The following is a 3891-nucleotide window of genomic DNA, read 5'->3' as shown; positions in this document are numbered from 1 at the left end:
TCCTGTTACGTATGTATTTACTCATGACAGTATTGCTGTAGGGGAAGACGGACCGACACATGAGCCTATTGAACAATTAGCTTCATTGCGGGCAATGCCGAACCTTGGGGTAATCCGTCCGGCTGATGGTAATGAAACAGCAGCAGCTTGGAAAGTGGCGATGGAGTCAACTAATAAACCGACTGCCCTTGTTCTAACACGTCAAGGATTGCCAACGATAAAAAACACTTCTGAAACTGCTTATGAAGGTGTTTCAAAAGKGGCTTACATTATATCTGCTTCTAATAAAGATGAAGCGGATGCATTACTTCTTGCGACTGGCTCTGAAGTAAACCTGGCTGTTGAAGCACAGAAAGCATTAGCAGCAGAAGGAATTGAAGTTTCTGTTATCAGCATGCCATCATGGGATCGCTTCGAAACTCAATCTAAAGAATATAAACAAAGTGTAATCAACCCGGCTGTTAAGAAACGTCTAGCAATCGAAGTGGCTTCACCGTTTGGTTGGGATCGTTATACTGGCGATGAAGGCGAAATCTTGGCAATTAATCATTTCGGTGCCTCTGCACCAGGTGGTAAGATCATGCAAGAGTTCGGATTCACTGTAGAAAATGTAGTTGCTCGTGTAAAAGAAATGTTTAAATAAAATTCGGAACTGACACCAAACTAGTTTGGTGTCAGTTTTTTTATCGAATCTTCTTAAAGCATGTTGAAAGTGCCCATTATTTACGGTAAATCTTCTATTCGACAAAAAAAGAAAAATATTTCTCCAGCAAACAACATATCTTGTTGGTTTGTCAATATATAATGAGAATAAATAATTTTCGTTTAAATATGTCAATTAAAGGGGAGTAGCCATTATAATATAGAAAATAATGGCGGGTTATCGAAAAATAAAAATGTTCTGGTTTCCAAAATAGGAATGCTAGGAGGCATTGGCTAATGAGAACCTATCAAATTTTTTTAATCGAAGATGAATTTGCCCATCATTATTATGGAAGAGAAAAGCTATTTTTCAATTTGTTTTTGGAGTATATTCAAGCAAGGGGCAGACTGAAGAGTATTTTGCAAAAACAAATCGAATTTGTCACCAAGACAGTCCCTATTATCCAATTGCAGGTAGCCATTGAACAGCGTTTGCAAAAAAAGATGAATTTTTGGTCTCAGAATGGAAAATACTATCTAGAAAAAACGAGTGGATCAAGCAAAGCAGTATTAATCATCCATGATGATTCTATTACCCTTAAAGCTGATGGAGACTATGAAGCCGAGACAGCGTTCTTTGAATGTATTCGCAAATATGAAGCGAGTTTTCTGGCCATTGATTTTGAACACGAAAAATATGGTTGGTTAAAACCGATAAAAGAAAGAAAATTTGTCTAAATGGGGGACTTTTCAGTAGCGGGTATTGTATAATAACCTTTGGTCTAGTACACTGATGTTAGACAACATGAAGGAGGAAATAGTATGTGGGTTTACATTCTAGTTGGCGTACTGGCATTGATTGCTGGAGTAGTGCTGGGATTTTTCATCGCTCGTAAATACATGATGGATTACTTAAAGAAAAATCCGCCAATTAACGAACAAATGTTGAAAATGATGATGATGCAAATGGGTATGAAACCATCCCAAAAGAAAATTAATCAAATGATGAGCGCCATGAATAAACAACAAACAAAGTAAACCTTTAGCTTTAGGGTTTATCAATTGATTGATAGCAATTATAAGATAAGCAAATCATAAACTACCTTATAGAGTGAAACTTTCATCATAAATGGCTATTGTTTTTGCTTTATCTTTTATCAGACTAATTCGAAACCTCTTTCTCTGACTTAAACTAAACCAGAGAGAGGGGTTTTTTTGTGTTGTTCGTGGATTATGCCAAGAAAGGGTTTACCGAGAAAATCTTGAAGAACAAAAAGCAGGAGAATAAACAGTTGAAGAATTACCTCAATGATAGAGCTATTACTGAATTAGAAAGTATAACTACACATGACTTAAAGGCATATGTAAGGGTGAAACAAAAAGCAGGTTACAAACTCAGTGTATCGTTTCTATGTTTAAGATGATTAAGAAATTTTTGAGTTGGTGTGAGCGAGAGGAATATATAAAGGTAAACGTTGCGACAAAGGTTGAAGCTCCAAAAGTACCACGGAAATTGTTGAAGGGTTTCAATGCTGAGATGCCTAAAGAAACTTATTTAGGTCTGTGGAGAAAAAGCTAAATGAGAGTATGATTCAGCGGGAAGGGAGTATTCGCAAGGCTGCAAGGTAATGGGTGTTTCTATACGACATTAATCCGCAAAATGAAAAAACACGGTCTTAAACCTCTAGTCAGGTGGGGGCAGTCTCGCTTGAGCCCTGCCATTCACACTGAAGAAAGCTAGTTCCTAATTTGGACTATAGCTAATATCGGTTTCATCTTTTCAACTCAAAATATTATCCAGGCAATAGCTTCAACACAAGATGATGGTAAGGCTAAGAAAGCAAGAATGTATGCGGGTTTCCTTGTAATTACCATTGGTATCATTGCAGCCTTGATTGGGATGAATGCTTCAATCGTTTTTCAAAACATCTTGCTAACAGAAGAAACGCTGCTGTATTTGGGACAGTTGCAGTTTCAACAATTTGGTCGGCAATCCCATTTTTAATAAAGATAATAATGACAAGGAATCTCTGCAATTTTCACGATTTGCTACAATTTTTATGGGACTGATTCCAATCCCATTTTCGATCTTTGCACGAGAAATATTAAGTACGGCCTTCATTGCTAGACTCTGTTTCCAACAATTCGGTAAACATTCACAATGACATATACATCAAGGGGATTTGAAACGGTTTTGCCATTCATTAGTACAGCCAATTTCATATAAAAATCAGTCACTCATTTAGATATACATCTTTTAAATGACCGGAACGTACGACTTTAGTTTCTAAATATTTTTCATTATACTCGGAGATATCTCCCCATAACGGAACTCTCCCTGCAACATTGGCACCTGACTTTTGAAGGGCTGCTAATTTTCTCGGATTGTTGGTGATAAGAGTCACTGGATTGGACCGCAGTTTTTTTAACACTCGAATGGCGTCATCATAGTTACGGGCATCATCAACAAACCCGAGCTCCAAATTCGCTTCCACCGTATCCAATCCATTTTCTTGCAGAACATAAGCCATGGCTTTACTAAATAAGCCGATGCCTCTTCCTTCGTGATTCGCTAAATAAAATAAAGCACCGGTTCCTTGAGCCGCAATCATTTTCATAGCCTGCTTTAATTGAAATCCACAATCACACCGTTTGCTGCCAAAAATATCGCCAGTATGGCAAATACTATGCATACGGATAAGGGCATCGGCAGAATGCTGAAAATCTCCATACAGTAACACACTGGATTGCTGCATTTCCGCTAAATTGGAAGAGGCCAAAGTTTCAATGATCTTTTCCGTATTATAAGAGCCGTCATCACAAAAATGACCTGCCATATTCTCACAACGTAACCAGCAATACCATTGGAATATGGTTGTTTCTCCCTCTAAGTTAACGGGTAATTTGATAGGGCCTACTAAATAAATGGATTTTTCACCACTTTTAATAACGTTAATTTTACCTTCTAATATCAAAGCCACTTTTTCATTAATCATATAAACTTCCTCCTGATGCTTCAAAATATTATTTTAGGCAATTTATACTACGCTTAACAGTTCTGTTCATATTGTACCCAATCCATTCTTTTGTGAATCTTTTGTTTTAATAAGAGGCAGGAAAGAATAATCTAACCGTTTAAAAGGTTTTTGGATGCTTTCTTTCCGAATTGTTTGAGCATATAGGCATTATCTCAAGCTGAAATAAAACCAAGGGGCTGAGAAATAGAAAGAACACCTATGCTACGTGTTC

Annotated in this window: 5 protein-coding genes; 4 read left to right on the top strand and 1 reads right to left on the bottom strand. The window is 37.2% G+C overall.

The window, feature by feature from the left end; all coding sequences use genetic code 11:
- The 4 genes from AC1DUW_RS22900 to AC1DUW_RS22885 all read left to right on the top strand — a co-directional run.
- Positions 1 to 643: transketolase-like TK C-terminal-containing protein (locus AC1DUW_RS22900; protein WP_477643542.1), on the top strand; the 643-nt coding region annotated here is incomplete at its 5' end.
- 296 nt (positions 644 to 939) lie between these two features.
- Positions 940 to 1380 (top strand): sporulation inhibitor of replication protein SirA, encoded by a 441-nt coding sequence (gene sirA, locus AC1DUW_RS22895; protein ID WP_053345514.1) that lies wholly within the window; start codon positions 940 to 942, stop codon positions 1378 to 1380.
- Between the two features lie 84 nt (positions 1381 to 1464).
- Positions 1465 to 1680: a YneF family protein gene (locus AC1DUW_RS22890; RefSeq protein ID WP_034312934.1), complete on the top strand. Its 216-nt coding sequence runs from the start codon at positions 1465 to 1467 to the stop codon at positions 1678 to 1680.
- An 808-nt stretch (positions 1681 to 2488) separates the two neighbouring features.
- Positions 2489 to 2647 carry a hypothetical protein gene (locus tag AC1DUW_RS22885; RefSeq protein WP_477643541.1) on the top strand — a complete coding sequence of 53 codons (159 nt, stop codon included), beginning with the start codon at positions 2489 to 2491 and terminating at the stop codon, positions 2645 to 2647.
- A 229-nt stretch (positions 2648 to 2876) separates the two neighbouring features.
- Here AC1DUW_RS22885 and AC1DUW_RS22880 read toward each other — a convergent pair whose 3' ends face one another.
- Entirely contained in the window at positions 2877 to 3638 is a 762-nt protein-coding gene (locus AC1DUW_RS22880; protein WP_053345516.1) for a GTP cyclohydrolase II, read from the bottom strand.
- Positions 3639 to 3891 lie beyond the last annotated feature (253 nt).

This window comes from Peribacillus sp. P4_C12, assembly GCF_056402095.1.
This window is presented reverse-complemented; position numbering and strand designations above follow the sequence as displayed.

Excerpts from the sequence above, each read along its gene's own strand:
- sirA (WP_053345514.1), top strand. The coding sequence starts at position 940 with ATGAGAACCTATCAAATTTTTTTAATCGAAGATGAATTTGCCCATCAT.
- AC1DUW_RS22890 (WP_034312934.1), top strand. The coding sequence starts at position 1,465 with ATGTGGGTTTACATTCTAGTTGGCGTACTGGCATTGATTGCTGGAGTA.
- AC1DUW_RS22885 (WP_477643541.1), top strand. The coding sequence starts at position 2,489 with ATGTATGCGGGTTTCCTTGTAATTACCATTGGTATCATTGCAGCCTTG.
- AC1DUW_RS22880 (WP_053345516.1), bottom strand. The coding sequence starts at position 3,638 with ATGATTAATGAAAAAGTGGCTTTGATATTAGAAGGTAAAATTAACGTT.